Genomic DNA, 20,912 nt, shown 5'->3' on the forward strand with positions numbered 1-20,912 from the left:
GGCCTGGCCCCTCATGGTTCGCCTGCGAAGACCAGGCTGCAGCAGGTCACCGCGCCCTCGGCCTTTTGCAGCTCCGACACGTCGACAGGCACGACAGTGATTCGGTGTGCTTCGAGACGGGTCCGTGTGCGAGGGAATGACGATGGGTAGATCAGGCGGCCGCCGACAAGCAGACCGTTGGCGGCGTACGGTTCGTCTGGATCGACGTCAATCACCGTGAACTGGCCAAATAGCGACGGGTCGACCCACTGCGGATTGGCGAGCAGCGTCCGATCCGCAACCTGCGTCACGGCCGACTTCAGGTGCAGGCACCCGGTGACCGGCACGGCCGTAACCGTATAGCCGTAAGGCCAGACGACCGCGCGTAACTGCATGATGCCCGACTGATTGCTGCGGCCCGAAAGGCCAATAAACAGCCGGTTGTCCAGGCGCAGCACGTCGCCGCCCTCCAATGTCCCCGGGGCTTCCACAAACCAGATTCGCCGGTAGGCGGCGAGCGCTTCGGCGACAGACATCGTCTCGGATCGTCGCGACTGGACGCCCGGCCTGGTGACAATCGCAATCTCGTCGAGCACGATGGCGGCGTCTTCCACGAAGACCGAATCCGGCAGGGCGGCCTGCGGCGGGAGCGACACCACGTGGCAGCCCAGCGCCGCCAGCGCCTGCTCGTACGCGAGATGCTGCGTGCGTGCGCGGTCCACGTCAATGCGAACGCGCGGCAAGTGCGTGAGCTCACACTCGCCGATCGCGGCGCAGACCTGCCTGGTGATCGCGACGGGCATGGCGCTACGCGTGTGCCTTCTTGTGCTCGTCGATGAGCCGCTGGACCACGTCCGGTTCGGCCAGCGTCGAGGTATCGCCCAGGCCCTCGTACTCCGACGAGGCGATCTTCCGGAGGATGCGGCGCATGATCTTGCCGCTCCGCGTCTTGGGCAGGCCCGAGGCGATGTGGATGACGTCGGGTGCGGCAAACGCGCCGATCGCGTTGCGCACCTGCTGCTTCAGCGCGCCGACCAGTTGCTCCGGGTCGCCGTTCTGATACCCGCTGTTGAGCAGCACGTAGCAGTAGATGCCCGTGCCCTTGATGTCGTGCGGATAGCCGACGACCGCTGCTTCCGCCACCGCTTCGTGCGCCACCAGCGCGCTCTCGATTTCGGCCGTGCCAATCCGATGGCCGGAGACATTCAGCACGTCATCGATACGGCCGGTGATCCAGTAGTAGCCATCTTCGTCCCGCTTCACGCCGTCACCCGTAAAGTAGTACCCGGGGTATGTGCTGAAGTAGGTCTCGCGAAAGCGCTGGTGATCGCCCCACACCGTCCGCGCCTGGCCCGGCCACGGCGACGCCAAGCACAGCGCGCCCGACACGCCATTGCCCTCAAGCGGCTTCGACGTGGTCAGGTCCATGACCACGGGTTTGATGCCGAAGAACGGCAGCGTGGCCGACCCGGGCTTGGTGGGCGTAACGCCCGGCAGCGGCGTAATCAGTACGCCCCCGGTCTCGGTCTGCCACCACGTATCCACAATCGTGCAGCGCTTGTCGCCGCACACGTCGTGGTACCAGCGCCATACCTCGGGATTGATCGGCTCGCCGACCGTGCCGAGGATGCGGAGCGATTCGCGCTTGTACTTCTTGACCCAGCTGTCGCCCGCCTGCGCGAGCGCGCGCAGAGCCGTCGGCGCCGTGTAGAGCACGTTGACGCCGAGGTCGTCCACCACCCGCCAGTAGCGGCCCGGATCGGGGTACAGCGGCGTCGACTCGAACATTACCGTCGTCGCGCCGTTGGCGAGCGGCCCGTACACGATGTAGCTGTGCCCGGTGACCCACCCGATGTCGGCAGCGCAGAAATAGATGTCCCCCGGGTGATAGTCGAAGATCAGCCGGTGCGTGAAAGCGGCGTACACCAGGTAGCCGCCCGTCGTGTGCATCAGTCCCTTGGGCTTTCCGGTGCTGCCCGACGTGTAGAGCACGAAGAGCGGGTCCTCGGCTCCCATCCACGCATTGGTACAGGTGGATCGCTGCTTATGACACTCCTCGTCCAGCCAGTGGTCGCGACCGGCCCGCATCTCCACGTCGCTGTCGGTTCGCCGCGCCACGAGCACGGTTTCGACGAGCGACATGCCCTCGATGGCCCTGTCCACAGTCTTCTTGAGTGGGACCTTCTTGCCGCCGCGCAGACCCTCGTTGGCCGTGACGACGATCTTGCACTTCGCGTCGATGATGCGGTCGCGAAGCGAGTCGGCCGAGAAGCCACCGAATACCACCGAGTGCACGGCACCGATGCGCGCGCAGGCGAGCATCGTATACACGAGATCCGGCATCATCGTCAGGTACACGCACACCCGATCGCCCTTCCGGACACCGTGGCTGAGCAGCACGTTGGCCACGCGGCAGACGTTGTGCTTCAGCTCGCGGTAGCTGATGTGCTGGTACACGCCGGGTTCGTCTTTGACCCAGATGATGGCCGTGTGGTCGCCAAGCTCCGGCAGATGACGATCAATGCAGTTGAACGACGCGTTCAGGCGGCCACCCGAATACCACGAGAAATCGACCTCCTCGTAGTCCGAGTCGAGCACGGATTGCCAGGGATGGAACCAGGTGAGGGCCTTCGCCTGCTCGCCCCAGAACCAGTCCGGGTTGTCGAGCGACAGGCGATAGAGCCGCTGGTACTCCTCCATACTGCGGATGTAGGCACGCTCAGCGATATGAGGTTTAACGGGGTAGACGTCACTCTGGTTCTTCATGGGGGCTCCTCTACTCCGCGCCAATACCGAGGTACGTTCGCAGTTTCTGGTCGTCGAAGGCCGTCTCGGCGCTATCTTCCTTCGTCATCAGCGACACCAGAATTGCCACGATGAACGAGACGCTCATCGAGACGATCGCCGGATTCCGGAGCGGGAAGTACGCCGTCGTGTTCTTGAGCACGTCGACCTGGATCGTCGGGCTCAGGATGATGAGCAGCACGGTGAGAATCGACCCGGTAAGGATCGACGCCACCGCGCCGGCCGTCGTGAACTTGCGCCAGACAATCGACAGCAGCAGTGCCGGGAAGTTTGCGCTGCAGGCAATCGCAAAGGCGAGGCCGACCATGTACGCGACGTTCTGCCCCTTGAAGACCACGCCCAGCAGCACGGCGACGATGCCGAAGAACACCGTGGACCAGCGCGCCACCCGCTCCTGCTCGCGCTCGGTCGCCTTGCCCTTCTTGAGGACGTGCGCGTAGATGTCGTGCGAGAGCGCCGACGCGCCGGCCAGTGTGAGGCCGGCCACGACCGCGAGGATCGTCGCGAAGGCCACCGCGGCAATGAAACCCAGGAACGGCGTGCCGGCCAGGCTCTCCGCCAGCAGCGGCGCGGCCATGTTCCCGCCCGTGTCGATCCTGGTGATCAGTTCCCGGCCGACCAGCGCCGCCGCGCCGAAGCCGACAATCGGGATGATGATGTAGAAGTAGCCGATGAACCCGGTCGCGTACAGCACTGACGTGCGCGCGGTCTTCGCATCAGGCACGGTGTAGAACCGCATCAGGATGTGCGGCAGACCCAGCAGGCCAAGCATCAGAGCGATCCCCAGCGAGACCACATCCCACGCGTTCGACACCTGCCCCCCCGGTTCGAGAGCAGCCTGTCCGTACTTGGACACCACCGCGGAGTAGAGGTGGCCGGGGTTGAAACTGAACTGGGCTAGAACCATCACGGTAAGGATCGTGACACCGCCGAGCAGCAGCACGGCCTTGATGATCTGGACCCACGTGGTCGCGATCATCCCACCAAACAGCACGTACGCCAGCATGATGGCACCGACGATGATCAGGGCCGACTCGTACGAGATGCCGAACATCAGCGTGATCAGGTTGCCAGACCCGACCATCTGAGCACTCGTGTAGAAGAGCACCGTCAGCACGCCGCCAATGGCGGACGCAATGCGGACCGGCGTCTGCCGAAGCCGGAAGGCCACGACGTCGGCAAAGGTGTACTTGCCGAGATTGCGCAGCGGTTCCGCGACCAGGAACATCAGCGCGGGCCAGCCGACCAGCCAGCCGGTGGCGTAAATCATGCCGTCATAGCCTTTGAGAGCCACCATGCCCGCAATGCCGAGAAACGACGCGGCGCTCATGTAGTCGCCCGACAGCGCCAGGCCGTTCTGCAGCGCGCTCACGCTATGGTCGGCCGCATCGAACTCCTTGGTGGAACGCGTTCGTCTTGCCGCCCAGTAGGTGATCGCCAGGGTGATGACGATGATGACCAGGAAGAACGCAATGGCCTCCGTTGTGGGGGTGCCGAGGGTCGTTTGCATCTCCTGCGTCTCCGGGCGGATTCCGGCGTGGCACTCAGAGTCGAGCGGCGCCTACTGGACCTTGCTCTTCAGGTCGCGAACTTCCGGGTCGTGCACACTGTTGGCCCACGCCACGTAGACGGCGGTCAACACCCACGACAGCACGATGACCGCCACCCCGAGCGGGATCCCGAGCGTCGTCACCTCGCCAATCTTCTGCGCCATCAACGGTTTGTCCACCGCGATGAGCACGATGTAGCCGTAGTAGATCACGAACAGCGCAATGGTGAGGATGACCGAGAAGGTCCATCGCTTTGCCACCATGCGCTTGAACTCTGGCGAGTCCAACATCTGGCGGGCGGCCTGTTTCATTCCAACCTCCGAACGCAAGAACCAAGAACCGCGACGTCAGCCGAGACTATGCTTTGCCGCCGAGGCGCGTCAAGGTGACGAGGCCGCTCCAGCGAGTCCACTCTGATGGCAAGCGCCTTCCATCCGGTAGTACACTGCCCGCTCAAGGTATCCACAACAGGAGGTCTGCTATGCCCGGTCCACGGGTTCTGTCCGTTGCCGCCGCTTTTCTGCTGGTCGGTCTGGCCGTCAGCGCGTCCGCCCAACCGCCTGCCGCCCGCCGCGGTGATGCGGGGCCGTTGCCAACGATTGAAGAGAAGACCGCCAACATGAAGAAGCTGGACGGGTACTTCCCGCTGTACTGGGACGACAGAACGGGCCAGCTCTGGCTCGAGATCTCGCGGTTCAACACCGAAGTGCTGCACAACGTCGGTTATGCGTCCGGGCTGGGATCAAACGACATCGGCATCGACCGCGGGGCGCTGGCCGGCAACCGGATCGTGTTCTTCGAGCGCGTGGGCCCGAAGGTGCTGATGGTCCAGCCGAACAACAAGTTCAGGGCCCTGACGATCAACCAGCTCGAGGTCAAGGACGTGCGCGATGCGTTCGCGCGGTCGGTGCTGTGGGGCTTCACCGCCGCCGCCGAATCGTCTGGCGGCCGTGTGCTGGTTGATGCCACCGACTTTCTCGTGCGCGACGCGACAAACATGGGCGCGCGACTGCGGCCAGGCAGCTATCGCCTCGATTCGACGCGCAGCACGATCTCGATGCCGGCGACACAGAACTTCCCGAAGAACACTGAGATTGAAGTCGAGCTGACTTTCACACTCCAGCCTGGCGCCGGGGGTGGAGGAGGATTTGGCGGCGGTGGTGGCAGGGGCGGCGGCGCTGGCGGTGAGTTCCTTGAGGGCGTGGGCGCCGTGGCGTCGACCGGCGAGGCGGCGAGCATCCGCGTTCATCATTCGCTGGTCGAGTTGCCCGACGGCAACTACAAGCCGCGCGTGTGGGACGTGCGGTCGAGTTTCGGCGAGCTTGCCTTCGAGGACTACGCGGCGCCGCTCGGCCAATCGATGACGGTTCGTTATCTGCGACGCCACCGCCTCCAGAAGGTGGATCCGAAAGCCAGGATCAGCGACCCGGTGAAGCCCATCATCTACTACGTCGATTCGGGCGCGCCCGAGCCGATTCGGACGGCGCTCCTCGAGGGCGGGCGCTGGTGGAATCAGGCATTCGAAGCTGCTGGCTACCGCTACGCTTTTCGGGTTGAGTTGCTGCCCGACGGCGCCAATCCGCTCGACATCCGCTACAACGTGATCAACTGGGTGCACCGATCGACGCGAGGCTGGAGCACGGGCGGATCGGTCACCGATCCGCGCACCGGCGAAATCATCAAGGGCGTGGTCGAACTGGGATCACTGCGCGATCGCCAGGATTACCTGATTGCCGAAGGTCTGCTCGCACCCTACAAGACGGGCACCGAACAGGCGCCGGAGCTTCGCGACTGGGCCATTGCCCGCATCCGGCAACTCTCCGCGCACGAGATCGGCCACACGCTCGGCCTCGACCACAACTACTACGACAGCGACATGGGCCGGATCTCGGTCATGGACTATCCGTTTCCGCTCGTGACGCTCAAGACGGACGGCACCCTCGACTACTCGAAGGTCTACGCCGTCGGGATGGGCGAGTGGGACAAGGTGGCTATCACGTATGGTTACCAGGACTTCCCCGCTGGCACGGACGAACCAAAGGCGCTTGCCGCCATCCTGGACGAGGCGTGGAAGAAGGATCTGCGGTTTCTGACGAACCAGGACCTGGGCGCGCATCCGAGGGTTGATCAGTGGTCGAACGGCACGGACTCGGCGGCCGAGTTGAACCGGCTGATGGACATCCGCCGCGTGGCGCTCAAGAACTTCGGCGAGAACGCCATCAAGAAGGGTGAGCCGCTGGCGCTGATGGAAGAAGCGCTGCTGCCGGTGTATCTGCATCACCGCTATCAGGTGGAGGCCGCGGCCCATACGCTGGGGGGCCAGCACTACATCTACGCCATGCGGGGCGACGGACGCGAACCGTTCACGTGGGCGTCGGGCCCCGAACAGCGAGCCGTGCTGAGGGCGCTGCTGGCCACGCTGAAGCCGTCGGAGCTGGCGCTGCCGGAATCCGTCGTGAAGCGGTTGCCGCCTCGGCCGTCCGGCTATCGCATGCACCGCGAGCTGTTCCCACGCTACACCGGCATGACGTTCGACGTCATCTCTCCGGCCGCTGTCGCCGCCTACCACACGATATCGAACATCCTCGACGACCAGCGCGCCGCGCGCATCGTCGAGCAGCACGCCGTCGATCCGACGCTGCCCGGGCTTGACGAAGTCATCAACGAGGTCCTCACGGCCACGTTCGGAGCCACGCCGGCGACGGCGTACGAAGCTGAGGTCGCGCGGGCCGTTCAGCGCGTGGTGGTGGACGAGTTGATGGGACTCGCGGCAAGCGCGGAAATGCCCCAGGTTCGCGCGATAGCCACCCTGAAGCTGTCGCGAAAGTTCAACGAACTGGCGAAGCTCACGCCATCGGATGATGGCGAGGCCGCGCACGTGGCGCTGCTCGGTCTGGACATCAAGCGATTCCTGGACAATCCGGAGAGCTACAAGCGGCCCGCGCCGCCAGTCGTGCCGCCCGGCGCACCCATCGGGGACACGCCGTACGATTGGATCCGCAGGTAGCCGCTCGCCCCGGGGCCTGACCCCGTTTTGCGGGATGGCGCGCGGGCCTCGCGGTGATCGCCAGGTTACGGGACGGTAACAGCCGCGAAATATTAACTGGGACGGGTTCATTGCCCGCGCGATTCGTGGATAATGAGCCCGTCCCTCGTTTGTTGCGCGCCGGATCGGAGAGGCCACTCCGCCGGCGGGCCGAATACCGTTCTTCCATCCTGGGGTCTGTCATGTCATCCATGCGCGCGTCGTTCCATCCTCGGACCGGTCTGCCTGTCCGCCGGCTGGCCGTCGGCCTGTTTTGCGTGCTGCTGGCGCTTGCAGTCGTCCACGCGGCGATTGGAATTCCCACAGGGACGCCATACTCGCAAACGTTCGACACGATCGGCACGACAGCGACCGCAGCGCTCCCGGCCGACTTTCGAGCGGACCGCACCACCACCACTACGTCCAGCGACATGCGCAAGGTCGGCACGTTTGCGGCTGCAGGTACAGCCACGACGCAGGTGGGCGGCGCCAGCCTGGGCTCGTCGGTCACTAACGGCATCTATAACTTCGGATCGGGAACGACGCCCACCGGGCCCGATCGGGCGATCGGGTTTCTCGCCTCTTCGGGTGGGACTGCGAGCGGCAACCTCTACGCGCAACTCACGAACAACACCGGCGGACCGCTGTCCGGCCTCCAGATTTCCTACGACGTCGAGAAATACCGCAACGGCTCGAACGCGCAGGGCTTCCGCATCCAGCTCTTCTATTCGACCGACGGCACGAGTTGGACCAACGCCGGATCGGACTTCCTCACCGCTTTTGCGGCCGACGCGAACAACAACGGCTTCGCAACCGCGCCCGGCGCGACGGTCAGTGTGACCAACAAGACGCTGTCGGTCGCCATTCCCAGCAACGCCGCGTTCTACCTCGCGTGGAATTACTCGGTGTCCAGCGGTTCGACGGTAACCAACGCACAGGCCCTCGCGATCGACAACGTCTCCATTGTCGGCGTTCCCGGCGGCGACGCCGCGCCCAGCGTCAGCAGCACCACGCCCGCCGCGAGCGCGACCAACGTCTCGGTCAACTCGACCATCGCCATCAACTTCAGCGAGAGCGTGACGGCGTGGGCGAGCGCGTTCAGTCTCGAATGTCCGGGTGGTTCTCCACAGGCGTTCACGCAAACGGCATCGCCCGCCACCACGTTCACGCTGACGCCGACCTCGCCGCTGCCGGCCGGCGCGACGTGCGCCGTGAAAGTGACGGCCGCTCAGGTCACCGACACAGACACCGTCGATCCGCCCGACAACATGGTGTCGGACTACAGCTTCACGTTCACGACGGCGAGTCCGGCCGACGCGGCGCCGTTCGTGACCAGCACGACGCCGGCCAACGGGGCCGTGAATGTTGCGGTCGCCTCGCCGATCGTGATCAACTTCAGCGAGAGCGTGACGGCGAGCCCCGCGGCGTTCTTGCTTGTGTGCGGGGGCGTTCCCCAGGCACTCGGGCAGAGCGTCGGGCCGTCGGCTTCGTACACGTTGACGCCCACGGTGGCCCTTCCGTACAACGCGTCCTGCACGGTGTCGGTCGCGGCCAACCAGATCTCCGACACCGACACGAACGATCCGCCCGACAATCCGACCTCGAACGTGACGTTCTCCTTCACGACGCCACCCCCTGGCGCCGGCAAGGTGATGATCAATGAGGTCGACGCGGACACGCCAGGGTCGGACACCGCGGAGTTCGTCGAGCTCTACGACGGCGGCGTCGGCAATACGCCGCTCGATGGCCTCGTCGTCGTCTTTTTCGACGGCACGTCGACCGGCTCTGGCAACCAGTCGTACGCGGTGTTCGATCTCGACGGCTACACCACGGACGCGAATGGCTACTTCACGATGGGGAACCCCGGGGTCCCTGGCGTGAGCCTGTTCTTCGACCCCGGAGCGTTCGGGCTGCTCCAGAACGGCCCTGACGCTGTCGCGCTCTACATCGGACACGCCAGCGAGTTTCCCAACGGCACGGCCGTGACGACGACGAATCTTCAGGACGCGATCGTCTACGGCACGGACGACCCCAGCGCGTCGGGGCTTCTGCCGCTGTTGAATGCCGGCCAGAAGATCGTGAACGAAAATGCGACCGGGAACAGCCAGACGCAGTCGAGCCAGCGTTGCCCGGCCGGCATGGGCGGCTTCCGAAATACGTCGCAGTACTATCCGGGCACGCCAACGCCCGGAACCGCCAACAGCTGCCCGGCGCAGCGGCCGGCGAGCGACGTGGTGATCAGCCAGATCTATGGCGGCGGCGGCAACACCGGCGCCACCTACGCCAACGACTACGTCGAGCTGTACAACCGCGGCAACGCACCCGCAGACCTCACCGGGTGGTCGCTGCAGTACGCCTCGTCGACGGGAAGCGGCTGGGACTTCAACAAGCAGCCGCTGGGCGGCACGATCGCGCCCGGCAAGTACTACCTGATCGCACTGGCGTCCGGAGGCGCGAACGGCGCGACCCTGCCCGACGCGAATATCTCCGGCCAGATCAACATGGCGGCGGGAAGCGGCAAGATTGCTCTCGTCAGCAGCTTCACCACCTTGACCGGCAACTGTCCGATTTTCGACCCGACCATCGCGGACCTCGTCGGCTACGGCAGTGCCGACTGCGGCGAAGGTTCGACCACGACGTCGGCGGGCAGCAATACGACGGCGCTCTTCCGTAAGAACAACGGCAGCCTCGACACCGACAACAACGCGAACGACTTCGACGCGCCGGCGGCGCCGAATCCGCGCCGCACGGCTCCCATCGTCGAGCTTGGTCCGAACGTGCTGAGCACTGACCCACGCTCGAACGGTGTCAACGCGCCGCGCGATGCCACGATCCAGGTGACCTTCACGGAGCCCGTTGACGTGGACTCCGGCTGGTTCACGCTGACGTGCGCGACGAGCGGTTCGCATTACAGCGCCACGTTCGCCGCGGGCTTCGGCGGCAAGGATCACTACATCACGCCGAACGACAACTTCACCGCCGGCGAGCAGTGCACGGTCACGATTCTGAAGGACCGGGTCCACGACCAGGATTTCGACGACAGCGCTCCCAACACCGACACACTGCCGGCTGATTACTCGTGGGTCTTCACGGTGGCGACGGGCACGGAGCCGCCGTATCCGGCCAGCGTCCACCTCACCATGGGCAACCCCACCGCTGCGGGCTCCGATCCATCGAACTACCTGATGGAAAAGCCGGAGTTCGCACTGTCCTACAACAAAGATCTCGGCCGCCCGAACTGGGTGAGCTGGCACCTCTCAGACGAGTGGATCGGTACGCTGACGCGCGTGGACACGTTCCGTCCCGACCCGCAGGTCCCGCCGGACTGGTATCGCGTGCAGTCGTTCGACTTCTCGGGCAGCGGCTTCGATCGCGGCCACATGGCGCCAAACGCCGACCGCGACAAGGAAACGTCGATCCCAATCAACCAGGCGACGTTCCTCATGTCGAACATGGTCGCGCAGGCGCCCGGCGCCAACCAGGGCCCGTGGACGAAGTTCGAAAGCTACCTCCGCACGCTGGTCGAGCAACAGGATGAGCTCTATATCGTGTCGGGCCCGGCCGGTGTAGGCGGCACAGGCAGCCTCGACGGCGTGACGACGACGCTCGCCGGTCGCCACGTCACCGTTCCGTCCGCGACCTGGAAGGTGGCGCTGGTGCTGCCCAAGGCCAGCGGCGACGACCTATCGCGCGTCAGCTGCTCGACGCAAACGATTGCGGTGATCATGCCCAACCAGCACAGCATTGGAAGTGATCCCTGGCAGAACTACCTGACGACCGTCGATGCTGTGGAGGCGTTGACTGGGTACAACTTCTTCTCCAATCTCCCGGAGCCCTATCAGCGGTGCATCAAGGCGGGCACGAACGGCAACAACCCGCCGCTCGTGAAGGGCAATCAGACGATCAGCTTCCCGCAGCCGCCGGACGGCACCTACGGCGGTGCGCCGTTCACGGTGTACGCCACCGGCGGCGCATCGGGGAACCCGGTGACGTTTACGGCGTCGGGTGCCTGCGCTTCCACCGGGTCTTACGGCGCGACCATCACGACCCTCGGGGTGGGCTCGTGCACCGTCACGGCATCACAGGCAGGCAGCGACATTTACAATGCCGCCGCCGACGTCGTGCGGACGTTCACGATCAACAAGGCGGCGGCCGCGATTGCCGTCACTGGCTACAGCGGCACGTATGACGGCGCGCCGCACGGCGCGACCGGGTCCGCCGCCGGAGTGAGCGGCGAAGACCTTGGCGGTCTGCTGCATCTCGGTCCGACGTTCACGAATGCACCGGGCGGCACTGCGCACTGGACGTTCGACGGCAACGCCAACTACTCCGTCGCGAGCGGCGATGTTGCGATCGAGATTGCCAGAGCGACCCCAGCGTTTACGGCGCTCTCGTCGCCGACGATCGAGGCGGGAAGCGCGTCGACTGTGATCGGGGGCACGCTCGCGTTCGGCGCGCTTGTCCCGACCGGGACGGTGGCCGTCACGCTCAATGGCGTCACCCTGAACGCGCCCGTCGCGGCAAGCGGACAGTTCAGCGCAACGTTCGTGGCCGGATCGCTGTCGGTGGCGTCCAGTCCCTACGTCGTGTCGTTCGCATATGCCGGCGACACGAACTTCAATGGTGCGGCGGGGTCGTCGTCGCTTATCGTCGTCGACACGACGGCGCCGACGATCGACGCGCACGCGAATCTCACGGCGGCGGCCACGTCCGGGTCGGGCGCGGTGGTGACCTACGCCGCCCCGTTGTCGCACGACGCCGTTGACGGCAATGTGCCGGCGACCTGCGCGCCGGCCTCAGGCTCGACGTTCCCGCTCGGGACGACGACCGTCACGTGCAACGCGACGGACGCGCACGGCAATGCCGCGGCGGCCGTGACGTTCACCGTCACCGTGTCGGACACGACGGCGCCGGTCCTGACGCTGGCCGGCGGCAACCCCATGACCGTCGAAGCCGGCGGCACCTTCGTTGACCCGGGTGCGACCGCGACCGATACGGCCGCCGGAAATCTGACCGCCGCGATTGTGGTCTCGGGCGCTGTCGACACGGCGCACGTGGGGACGTACCAGATCACGTATACCGTGTCGGACGGCTACAACACGGCGTCGGTCACGCGCACCGTCATCGTCGTGGATACCACGTCGCCTGTCCTGTCGGCGGTCTCACCGACCGAGTCGATACTGTGGCCTCCAAACCACCAGTTCATCACGGTCGGCCTTGGCTACACGTTCGCCGACAACAGCGGCGCGGCGGCATGCTCGGTCGGCGTCCTGAGCAATGAGCCGGTGAATGGAACAGGGGACGGCGACACGGCGCCCGACTGGCAGGTGATCGATGGCACAACCATCCAGTTGCGCGCCGAGCGGGCCGGCGGAGGGTCCGGTCGCGTCTACACCATCAGCGTCACCTGTCGCGACGCGTCGGGCAACACGGCGACGAAGAGCACAACGGTGAGCGTGCCCCACGATAAGGGCAAGTAGATACCTGGGGACGGGTGAGTTATCCACAGATCGTGTGGAAGACTCACCCGTTCCCTTTTTCACATCTCAACCCTGACCCATCGGCCCCCGACGACCCCTCCCATCCACTCCCAAGCTGTGACTTTTTTCTGATTTCGCCGGCATTGGCCGCTTCGGCCTCATCGTGCGACGACGGCTGCCGATTACCGAAACGGCGAGGTGATCTGCCCGAGAGGATTCGTCATGGCACAGAAAGTCGTTCCGTGGGTGTTGATTCGTCTGGATGCGTCGGTGCTGGGCATTGAATCGTCGTCGGTCCGGGAGATGCTGCTCCTCCCGCGCACGACGGCGATCCCGAAGGCCAGCCCGGAGATTCGCGGCGTCATCACGCTCCGAAACCGCGCGATCCCAGTTGTCGACCTGCGTAGGCTGCTCGGGATGCCTTCTCTTGGGGAAGACGCGGCCAAGCTCAACGCGTTGCTCGTCCAGCACGCCGAAGACCACCGGCGGTGGCTCGCGGAACTTGAAGCGTCGGTCAAAGAGAACCGGGAATTCAAGCTGACGCTCGATCCGCACCAGTGCGCGTTTGGGAGGTGGTACGACGCGTTCAAACCAACAAGCGTCGTTCTGGAAAGTCACCTGAAGCGGTTCGATCATCCGCACAAGGAGATCCACGCCCTGGGCCACACGGTCGGCGGGATGGTCAAGGCCGGTCGATTCGACGAGGCCCACGCGCTTATCGATCAGGCGCATCGGGGCACGCTCGCGACGCTGATGCAGTTGTTCGACGAAACGCCCAAGATCCTCGCAGAGATGAATCGGGAGATGGTGATCGTCCTTCGGGACGACCACTGTGTCGTCAGCGTAACCGCCGACGCCGTGGAGTCGGTCGAAGCCATCAGGCCTGACACGGTCGCGGAGATCCAGTTGCCGAACGGATCGCGCGGCTCGGGCCCTGTGACACGCACGGCCAGAACCGCCAAGACCGACAAGCTGATTCTGATTTTGGACGCCAGGCACCTGTTGAGCGAATTCTCGAACGTTCCGGTACCGGCTGCGGCCCCGGGAATGGCTCACGCGACGGCTGCGTAGCCGAGGGAAATGCATCGGGGTTCGGGGTTCGGGGGGTATGACGGGCGATTTCCTGGGAACGCCCGGGCCGGGCTCCAGCCCGGCATGCCACCGGCCACGCTGGAGCGTGGCGACCCCAGGACGCCAGTCTGAGGCCTTCTGCTGCCTACCTCACCACGATCTCCGCCAGTCCCGCCTGTTTCAGCTTCGCGTTCAGGGCCGGCAGATCGTTTTTCTTGATCTGCTCCCACTGCGCCAGGAGCGGTGTGAGCGCGTCGGTCAAGCCGCGTGCCGCAGTCACGTTCTGACTGGGCGGCGCGGCGTCGGCTTCCTGAAGCAGGCCGAACATCAAGGCGAATTCGCCGTTCAGTCGTCCGAGATCGCGCCGCACCGGTCCGGCGCCGCGCGCGCCCCTTTGCCCGGTCGCCTGCCCAGCCAGCGGCGCCAGTTTCTCCTCCACCACGGCAAAGGCAGCCACCACGGGACCTGTCGCCATCTTCTCTTTCGCCGCATTCAACTGCGCGCGGAGCACGGCAGCCTGTTGGAGCACGTCAGCTGTCTGTCTGACGCCGTCGTACATCTGCATCGACAATGTGAACTGCTGCTGCAATCCTGCGAGCGACGTCTTGACGCGCGGATCCATCTTCACGGTCAACGGCTGCTTGAAGCTCCGGCCGGCGACAGTCAACCTCACCGTATACACGCCGGGCAGCACAAATGGCCCCCGCGGTTCGCGCGGTGTGTTCCGGAAGATCGCGGAGATCGGATACTCGAACTCAGAGACCGCAGGCGGTGCCAACCGAACGTCCCATGTGAAGCGGTGCAGCCCGGCCGCTGCTGAGAGCACCTGTGGCGGCCGGATCCAGTAGTCGGGGATGTTGCGACCCTCAATCGGCGCCTCCGGCACATCGTCGCTCGAGTGTTTCCTCACGACCTTGCCGGCGCCATCGAGAATCTCGAGCGTGACCGGCCCGGCCGCGGCGGTCTTCAGGAAGTAGTTGATGATGGCGCCATCGGGCGGGTTCTGCCCCGCTGGTTCGTCGGGCGGCAACGGCGTGTCGGTGTTCTTGTTCCAGCGGAAGCGCCACGCGTCCTGCGGTTTGAATAGATGCGCGTCGGCCGCCATCACCTGTTCGCTGATCTGCCGCAGGGGGTTGATGTCGTCGAGAATCCAGAATCCCCGTCCGTGCGTCGCGACAACAAGATCGTCATCCTTCACTACCAGGTCGCGCACAGAGGTGGCCGGCATGTTCAGGCGCAGCGACCGCCAATGGTCGCCGTCATCAAACGACACGTAGACGGCCTGCTCGGTACCAGCAAACAGCAGTCCCTTGCGCTTCGGGTCCTCGCGCACCACGCGGACGATGCCCCCATCCGGAATGCCGCTGGTGATGTGCGTCCACGTCTTGCCGCCATTGTGCGTGCGATAGATGTGCGGACGCACGTCGTCGAGCCGCATCGTGTCGATGGCAGTGTAGGCCGTCAGTTCGTCGACGTGTGAGGCGTCCATGATTGACACCTTCGCCCACGGTTTCAGATCCGGTGGCGTCACGTCCTTCCAGGTCAGGCCCCCATCCGCCGTCGTGTGGATCAGGCCATCGTCGGTGCCCACCCAGATCCGGCCGAGCCTGAGCGGAGAGGGCGCAATCGTGTAGATCACGCCACGCTGGGACACGGCCGATGCCGCGGCCGCCAGGTACTTCCCGACATTGGGTGGGATCTCCCATGACTTGCGCGTCAGATCACCGCTCACCTGCGCCCACGACTGGCCGCCGTTGACGGTCTTCCACAGCGTGTTCGACGCGAAGAAGAGCACGCGCGGGTCGGCCTGTGAAAACACCACCGGTGCCGTCCGCACAGTTCGATAGTCGTCGCCGCGCAGCGGCTTCGGGCCGACGTTCTGCACCTGGCCGGTGCGCCGGTCATAGCGCGTCAGCTTGCCCCCGTAGACGAAGTTGGCGTTCAGGGGATCGGGCACGGCATAGCCGTACTCCTCCACGCCCACCGGGTGCCACTCGCGGAACGTGATCTGCCCGTCATCGCCGCGGGTCTGCACACACGCTGATCCGCTGTCCTGCTGGCCACCGCACACACGATACGGAAAGTCGTTGTCTGTGTTGACGTGGAACATCTGCGCCGTCGGCTGAGTGTACCAACTGCTCCAGGTCGCGCCGCCGTTCACGGTGATGACGGCCCCCTGGTCGACGGTGAGCGCCATGATGTCGGGGTTGTCCGGGTTGATCCAGATGCGCTGGTAGTCGTCGCCGCCTGGCGCACCGCGGATACCCGTAAACGTCTTGCCGCCATCGGTCGACTTCCACGTCACGATGGTTGGGACAAAGACGATGTCCGGGTTGCGCGGGTGGACGCGCACATCGGTGGCATCCGAGGGCCGCGCCACGACGCGCTGGTCGTCGCACACCCGATACCAGCTCTCCCCGGCATCGTCTGATCGGTAGAAGCCGCTCTGGCGTGCCTCGACAACCGCGTAGAGACGGCGGGGATCGCTCGGCGCGACGGTAATGCCGATGCGGCCGAGTCCCTCGGCGTTGGTCGGGAGGCCTTTGGTGAGCGACTTCCACGTGTCACCGCCATCGGTCGACTTGAACAGGCCGCCGCCCGGGCCGCGCCATTCCGCGTTTTCCCAGGGGCCGTGACGCGCCTCCCAGAGCACGGCGTAGACCGTGTCGGAGTTGGTCGGATCGAAGGCGAGATCAACGCCTCCCGTGTTCTCGTCCTTGTAGAGCACTTTCTGAAACGTCGTGCCGCCGTCGACCGAACGGAAGATGCCTCGTTCCTCGTTCGGGCCGTAGGGATGGCCGAGCACGGCCACAAACAGCCGGTTCTGGTCGCGTGGGTCGACGATGATCTGCGGAATCTGCTGGCTGTCGCGCAGGCCCAGGTGCGTCCACGATCTGCCGCCATCGTTGGATCGGTAAATACCATCGCCGGTGGACAGGTCGGGGCGCTGCATGCCCTCGCCGCTGCCGACATAGATCCGATTGGGGTTCGAGGGCGCCACGGCGATCGCGCCTGCCGATCCGGTTGGCTGGTCATCGAACATCGAAACCCACGTCCGCCCGTAGTCCGTCGTCTTCCACACGCCACCGTTCACCGGGCCGATGTAGAACACGTTTGGCTGTGACGGCACGCCCGCGAGTGCCTTGGTACGGCCGCCGCGGAAGGGGCCGATGTGACGCCATCGGATCTCGCTGAACAGTCCGGGCGCAAACGGCACGTCGGCCACTGGGCCTGAATCGGCGGCCGTTGCGGCGGTTGGGGAGGCGCTCTTCCGATCTGGCGGCGCTCCGCTCTTCTGTGTTGTCGCGCCAAGATCCGAAATCAAGGCAAGCGCTGTCGCCACGACGACCGATGACCATACGACAAACCGCACTGAACGCATCGGTCCCTCCCGGTTGAGTTTACCCTTCGACCCGAGTTGAGCGGCACACCAGGCAGCCTTCTCCGAAGCCGTGAGACGAGGGCCTACCCTTCAGCTGCCTTCCTCCACTGAAGTGAGCTCAGGGCTTACGTGTTCGTTCGTCCCTGCTCAGCCGCGATACGTCCGGCCTGTTCCGCGCACGTCGCACACAGTCGTGCCCCGACGCGCAGCATGAACGCCTCATCTTCGGTGACCGGCGCGCCACACCAGGCGCAGGCTTCCGTGGGAACCGATGCGACGGCGGATTCCGCCACGAGACCTGGCGTAAGAAAGTGGAACTCGCCCTCAATTACGCCCGCTATCCGGCCTGCGTCGGCGCCCGCCGGGGCGTTGATGAAGGCTTGCGCCCTGTCAAGGTTGGCGACATCAAAGACGAAGAACACGTTGTTGGGATCCTCGATGTCGCGCCAGAGATTCGTGAGCGACAGTCCCGCTTCGCGATGCGCTGGCGCATGCGAGTCGAAGACGGCCTTCCAGGTGGAAAAGTCGGCCACGCGGTTTCGACAGAACAACACCGTCATCTCTCAACTCCCGAGAACCACGTCCACGCGGGCGGTTGGACGGCCTCGATGCCTGATATCGCGTCAGTGTAACGTAGTCACGCATTTTCATGGATCCACAGACCGCCCTCATGACATCCTCCGGTGCTCGGCGGCATAATGGAGCCGTCGCTCGCGGGCTTGAGCGCCAACCGGCCGAGGAGGGCATTCATGGACCAGCAGCTTGCAGCGTTTATCGACCATGCCCGGGCCAAAGGCATGGACCATGCAACGATTCGCATGCTCCTGTTGTCGGCGGGGTGGAAGGAAAAGGACATCGCTCGGGCACTCACGGCGCAGGCGCTCGATGTCCCGGTGCCGACACCGCCCGATCTCGGCGGCGCGCGCGAAGCGTTCATGCTCGTGTTGACGTTTGCCGCGCTCTACACGGCCGTCAGCTACGCGCTGACGCTGATTTTCAGCTACGTCGACCTCAAGCTGCCGGATCTGGCGACCACACCGTACGCGCAACTGCAGTCGGAAGCCGATCGGGCGGTCATCCCCGTGGCCATGGCCGCGGTGTTCGTGGCGTTCCCGCTGATGATATGGTTGTCGTCGACGCTCCTGCGCGAGATGAGAGCCATGCCCGACAAGGCGCGCAGCCCGCTTCGGCGCCAACTGACCTACCTCACGTTGTTCCTGGCGGCCGGCATGATGGCCGTCGACGTGATCATGCTGGTCGCGTACCTGCTGCAGGGGGAACTCTCAACCAGGTTCCTGCTCAAGGTTGCAGCCGTGCTGATAGTGGGCGGCGCATGCTTCACCTACTACCTCAAGTCGCTCAAGATGTCGCACGACCAGATGCAGAAGACCACGTTCCACCGGTGGTTCGGCTGGAGTACGTCCATCATCGTAGCGGCGAGTCTTATTGGCGGCCTGTTCGTCGTGGGACCGCCGGCGACCGAACGGCTCAGGCGGTTCGACGCCCAGCGGGTCGGCGACATCAAGATCATCTCCGAAGAGGTGTTCAACGTGTCGGTCGGACCAGCCTGGCGCAACCCTGCCACGCCTCTCACGTTGAAGCAACCACTGCCCCGGTCGCTCGACGAGGTGCTGGCGGCGGCACGGCAGCGCCGACCACGCATCTCCGATCCGAAGACGGGAACAGCCTACGAGTATCAGGTACTGGGGGAATCCACGTTCCGGGTGTGCGCCACCTTCGAGCAGGCACGCGACGAAGCCGGAGATGTGGCCTGGAATCATCCGGCGGGACGCCGCTGCTTCGACTTTGACGCGCTGAACCCGCGCCGGTGACTATCTATTTCTGTTTCGCAAACAGGACGCCCCGGATTCTGCCGGCGTCGACGGTGAGGCCGGCGACTCGGCCGCCAGCATCCCGTTCGAAACGAAGCGTCGAACCGGCGCCGCGGAACTCGTCGCGCGCGCCCGCCTGCAGGGGTACTCTGGTTCGCTGCACCCCGCGCGTCAGCCATAGAAACTCGCCGCCCTCGACCGACACCCGGTACATCGTCTCGAGTTCGTCGCTGTAGTAGGCGCCGGCAAATCCCGCGGTTTCCGCCGCGTTGTAGGCGGTCGGTGGCCCGGCCGCCGCTGCCCCGCGTTGAGCCGATGTTCCAGTTGGCGCCGGTGGCGGCTGCGTGAACACGTCCTTCAGATAGACGTCGGCCACGCGCCGACTCAGGGCGGCCGGATTGATCGCGCTCGCGTTGCAGAGCAGCGCCGCCGAAAAGTGCTGCCCGCGAAAACGGATGATGTGCGCCCGAAAACCTCCGAGCGCGCCCGCGTGTTCCACAATCGGCAGCCCCCGGTAGGTGCCGACCTGCAGCCCCCACGCGTAGACGAGCGGGCTTCCGCCGTTGAGCTTGCCTGGCGTCTCCAGTTGCGCGATGACGTCGCGGCCGCCGACACGGCCTGTATAGAAATTCTCGTCCCACGCAAGCAGTTCGTGGACGCTCGTGAAGAGCCCGCCGGCGCCGGCTCGCTCGTTCTGAGGCGTGTTGAGTCGAATGGCCCCGAGCGCAGTCCGATCGTAGGCCAGGGCGCGATTCTTCACGAGCCTGCCCAGATCTGTATGGAAGTGCGTCGCCGTCATGCCGAGGGGCGCGAAGATATTTGCGGCCGCGAACTCCGCGAAGCTGGTATGCGCCGCGCGTTCGACCAGCAGGGCGAGCATGGCGTAGCCCGAATTCGAATAGAGATGCTCATCGCCCGGCTTGAAGTTGAGCGCCTTCTGGCGCGCGAGGATCCGCAGCACGGCATCGTTGTCGAACGCATCCTCGTCGCGCCGGCCGGCGATCGACATCAGCGTGTTGATGTCGCGAAGGCCGCTCGTGTGATGGATGAGATGCCTCACCGTGATCGGCGAGCCATAGTCCGGAAGCTCGGGAATCAGCTTCCTGATGTCATCATCAAGGCCGAACAGCCCTTGCTTGATGGCGAGCGCCACGGCCATCGCCGTAAACTGCTTCGACACCGATCCGGCATAGAACATCGTGTCGGCCGCGATCGGCACGTTGTGCTCGATATCGGCGGAGCCGAAACCGCGCTCGTATGCGATCGTCCCGTCCTTGTACAGCCCGACCGCGCAACCCGGAGAATCGGGACTGTCGAACGTGGCAAACACTCTGTCGACATCGGCGGCCCATGCCGGGCGCGCCGGCGCCGCCTGCGGGCCTGGCGCCGCTGCGCGCATCGACACATCCACCAGCACGGTGGTCACAACAACCCACGCCAACAATGCCCAACGGCGCGGCCGGCGGTTCGACATGATGCATCTCCCCTGACTGGATTCCGGCGTTCGCCGGAATGACGACTTGGTGGCGTCATGCCGGCGAGGCGCGGACGCGCGTGCTAGCTCTCGCCTTCGCCTTCGGCGGCGAACCACATGATGTGGCCGCACTGCTCGCAAATGAACGTGTGAGCGGATCGGTTCGCCCAGTCGAAGTTGAAGAACGTGGCCACCCGCGTGTTCAGCAGGTACGCACGGGTGAAGAATTGCGTGCCCTTGCAGATCGGACACGCCAGTTGCCGCCCACGCACCGATCGCGGCGCGGCCTCGTTATCGTGGCTCATCGACTTCCT

General features: G+C 65.1%; 12 protein-coding genes. 4 read left to right on the forward strand and 8 right to left on the reverse strand.

Features of this window, described 5'->3' with window-relative positions; all coding sequences use genetic code 11:
- Positions 1-11 precede the first annotated feature (11 nt).
- The 4 genes from NT151_04660 to NT151_04675 are packed head-to-tail and all read right to left on the reverse strand — an operon-like array spanning position 12 to position 4,645.
- Positions 12-782, reverse strand: a complete 771-nt coding sequence (locus NT151_04660; GenBank protein ID MCX6538212.1) for a dimethylargininase — start codon at positions 780-782, stop codon at positions 12-14.
- Between the two features lie 4 nt (positions 783-786).
- The gene (gene acs, locus NT151_04665; protein ID MCX6538213.1) at positions 787-2,745 is read right to left on the reverse strand and encodes an acetate--CoA ligase; all 1,959 of its coding nucleotides are present in this window, start codon (positions 2,743-2,745) and stop codon (positions 787-789) included.
- 10 nt (positions 2,746-2,755) lie between these two features.
- Positions 2,756-4,294, reverse strand: a complete 1,539-nt coding sequence (locus NT151_04670) for a sodium/solute symporter (GenBank protein MCX6538214.1) — start codon at positions 4,292-4,294, stop codon at positions 2,756-2,758.
- Between the two features lie 51 nt (positions 4,295-4,345).
- Positions 4,346-4,645 (reverse strand): DUF485 domain-containing protein, encoded by a 300-nt coding sequence (locus tag NT151_04675; GenBank protein MCX6538215.1) that lies wholly within the window; start codon positions 4,643-4,645, stop codon positions 4,346-4,348.
- A gap of 170 nt (positions 4,646-4,815) precedes the next feature.
- Here NT151_04675 and NT151_04680 point away from each other — a divergent pair, with 170 nt between their 5' ends.
- From NT151_04680 to NT151_04690, 3 genes are all read left to right on the forward strand, one after another.
- Positions 4,816-7,341: a zinc-dependent metalloprotease gene (locus tag NT151_04680; GenBank protein ID MCX6538216.1), complete on the forward strand. Its 2,526-nt coding sequence runs from the start codon at positions 4,816-4,818 to the stop codon at positions 7,339-7,341.
- A 221-nt stretch (positions 7,342-7,562) separates the two neighbouring features.
- Positions 7,563-12,839 carry a DNA/RNA non-specific endonuclease gene (locus NT151_04685; GenBank protein ID MCX6538217.1) on the forward strand — a complete coding sequence of 1,759 codons (5,277 nt, stop codon included), beginning with the start codon at positions 7,563-7,565 and terminating at the stop codon, positions 12,837-12,839.
- Between the two features lie 222 nt (positions 12,840-13,061).
- Positions 13,062-13,910 (forward strand): chemotaxis protein CheW, encoded by an 849-nt coding sequence (locus NT151_04690; protein ID MCX6538218.1) that lies wholly within the window; start codon positions 13,062-13,064, stop codon positions 13,908-13,910.
- A gap of 145 nt (positions 13,911-14,055) precedes the next feature.
- Here the strand turns inward: NT151_04690 and NT151_04695 are convergent, their stop codons facing one another.
- Both NT151_04695 and NT151_04700 read right to left on the reverse strand, forming a co-directional pair.
- Positions 14,056-17,292 (reverse strand): glycoside hydrolase, encoded by a 3,237-nt coding sequence (locus NT151_04695; protein ID MCX6538219.1) that lies wholly within the window; start codon positions 17,290-17,292, stop codon positions 14,056-14,058.
- Positions 17,293-17,417: 125 nt separating this feature from the next.
- Entirely contained in the window at positions 17,418-17,852 is a 435-nt protein-coding gene (locus tag NT151_04700) for a hypothetical protein (GenBank protein ID MCX6538220.1), read from the reverse strand.
- Between the two features lie 189 nt (positions 17,853-18,041).
- Here NT151_04700 and NT151_04705 point away from each other — a divergent pair, with 189 nt between their 5' ends.
- Positions 18,042-19,124, forward strand: coding sequence for a DUF5671 domain-containing protein (locus tag NT151_04705; GenBank protein ID MCX6538221.1), 1,083 nt, complete (start codon positions 18,042-18,044; stop codon positions 19,122-19,124).
- A 4-nt stretch (positions 19,125-19,128) separates the two neighbouring features.
- Here NT151_04705 and NT151_04710 read toward each other — a convergent pair whose 3' ends face one another.
- Positions 19,129-20,598, reverse strand: coding sequence for a serine hydrolase (locus NT151_04710; protein MCX6538222.1), 1,470 nt, complete (start codon positions 20,596-20,598; stop codon positions 19,129-19,131).
- Between the two features lie 83 nt (positions 20,599-20,681).
- Positions 20,682-20,903 carry a DNA-binding protein gene (locus tag NT151_04715; protein ID MCX6538223.1) on the reverse strand — a complete coding sequence of 74 codons (222 nt, stop codon included), beginning with the start codon at positions 20,901-20,903 and terminating at the stop codon, positions 20,682-20,684.
- Positions 20,904-20,912 lie beyond the last annotated feature (9 nt).

The sequence above is a fragment of the Acidobacteriota bacterium genome, from assembly GCA_026393675.1.
GTDB lineage: Bacteria > Acidobacteriota > Vicinamibacteria > Vicinamibacterales > JAKQTR01 > JBAXOX01.